The following is a 2206-nucleotide window of genomic DNA, read 5'->3' as shown; positions in this document are numbered from 1 at the left end:
ACGACGTTGTGGTGGGTGACGGCGACGGGTTTGGGTGTTCCGGTGGAGCCGGAGGTGTAGATGATGTAGGCGAGGTTGGATGGTCGGAGTGTTGGTGGTTGTTGGGTTGTGGGTTGTGGGTTGTTGTGGATGTGGTCGGTGAGGAGTGTTTTGTGTTTTGTGTGGGGGAGTGTGGTGTGGATGGTGTGGGTGGTGAGTATGGCGGTGGGGTTGGCGTCGGTGAGGATGTAGGTGAGGCGTTCGGGGGGGTAGGTGGGGTCGATGGGTAGGTAGGCGCCGCCGGCTTTGAGGACGGCGAGGATGGCGGCGATGAGGTCGAAGGATCGGTCGAGGGCGATGGCGACGATGTGGTCGGGGCCTACGCCGGCTTGGGTGAGGTGGTGGGCGAGTGTGGTGGCGCGGGTGTCGAGTTGTTGGTAGGTGTGGTGGGTTTGGTTGTCGATGACGGCGATGGCTTGGGGTGTGGCGGTTGCGGTGGTGTGGAATAGGTCGATGAGGGTGGTGGTGGTGTCGGTGGGGGTGTGGGTGTTGTTCCAGTGGGTGAGTATTTGTGTTCGTTGGGTGGGGTTGGTGATGTGGAGGTCGGCGAGTGTGGTGGTGTCGGGCAGGGTGTTGAGGACGTGGGTCAGGTGTTCGAGGATGTGGGTGGCTTGTGGTTGGTTGAACAGGTCGAGTCGGAAGGATGCGCGGAGGTGGAGTTGTTGGTCGAGGTGGGCGGTGAGCGCGAAGGGGTAGTGGGTGTCGTCGCTGGCGGTGACGGCGGTGATGGTGACTCCGTCGAGGTTGCCGGCGTGTTCGCGCAGGCTGTTGGTGTCGACTGGGTAGGACTCGAATACCAGCAGGGTGTCGAACAGTGGGCCTGTTGTGGTGGTGGCTTGGATTTCGGGTAGGCCGGCGTGGTGGTGGTCGAGTAGTTCGGTTTGTTGGTGTTGGAGTTGGGTGATCGCGGTATCGATGGTGTCGGTGGGTGAGAGGGTCACGCGTACCGGCACGGTGTTGATCAGTAGTCCGATCATTGTTTCCACGCCTGGTAGTTCGGGTGGTCGTCCTGAGACGGTGGTTCCGAATACGACATCGGTTCGTCTGGTCAGTACTGCGAGCACGTTCGCCCAGGCGAATTGCAGCACGGTGTTGATGGTGACGCCGAGTCTGGTGGCGAGGTCGGTGATGTGTTGTGTTTGTTGGGTGGTCAAGCTGGTCTGGTGTTCACCTGATAGTTCGGTGATGTCGCGGGTTGCGTCGATGCCGTCGGGTCCGGCCAGCAGTGTCGGTTCCGATATCCCGGCCAGTGTGGTGGCCCATGTTTGGAGGGTGGTGGCTTGGTCTCGGTGTGAGAGCCAGTGCAGGTAGTCGCGGAACGGGGTCGGGTCGTCGAGGGTGGTGGTGTCGCTTCTGTTGGTGTAGAGGATGAGGAGTTCTTTGATCAGTAGTGGCATCGACCATCCATCCAGCAGGATGTGATGGTTGGTCATGATCAGTTGGTGGTGGTTGTTGTTGTGGCGCAGGAGGGTGAACCGGATCGCGGGTGGGGTGGACAGGTCGAACGGTGTCAGTCGGTCGTGGTCGCAGATCTGTTGTAGTGCGTCGTGGGGATCGGTGCCGGGTAGGTCGGTGAGTTCGATTTCGCGCCAGGGTAGTTCGACGTCGGCGGGGATGATCTGGTGCATGGTTGTTTCGTTGTCGGTCACGAACGCTGCCCGCAGATTGGGATGCCGTGTCAGGAGTGTTTGCGCGGCGTTGTGTAGGCGGTCGGTATCGAGGGGGCCTTCGAGGGTCAACATCATTTGGGCGGTGTAGACATCCAGTGATCCCGCGGCCAGCATCGCGTGGAAGTGCATACCCGATTGCAGTGGTGTCAGGGGTAGTACGTCGGTCAACACCGTGTAGCGGTGTTCCCATCTGGTGATGTCGTTTTGGGTGAGGGTGGTCAACGCGAAGTCCGAGGGGGTGTGGCCGCCGGCGTTGTCGGATTGCGCGTATACCGCGATCGTTGTCAACGCTTCGGTCCATAGTCGGGCCAGTTCGGTGATCTCGGTGTGTGAGAGCAGGGTTTCGGGGAACCCGAAAGCGGTTTCCAACCGGCCCTCACGCACGAACGCGTTGATATCGATCGCTGTCGTGACCGGCATGTCCGTGTCCGGGTGGGCTTGGAGCGCACCTAGATCGGTGGTCGGGGTCCAGGAATGCTCACCGCTGTCGGGGGTGT

1 protein-coding gene is annotated in these 2206 nt (G+C 60.9%); it reads right to left on the bottom strand.

Annotated elements, in window-relative coordinates; translation table 11 throughout:
- On the bottom strand, window positions 1-2206 hold a 2206-nt coding region (locus AB0C34_RS31430; protein WP_357081053.1), incomplete at both ends, for a condensation domain-containing protein.

Source organism: Nocardia sp. NPDC049220 (assembly GCF_040647855.1).
In the GTDB taxonomy this organism is placed as follows: Bacteria; Actinomycetota; Actinomycetes; order Mycobacteriales; family Mycobacteriaceae; genus Nocardia.
This window is presented reverse-complemented; position numbering and strand designations above follow the sequence as displayed.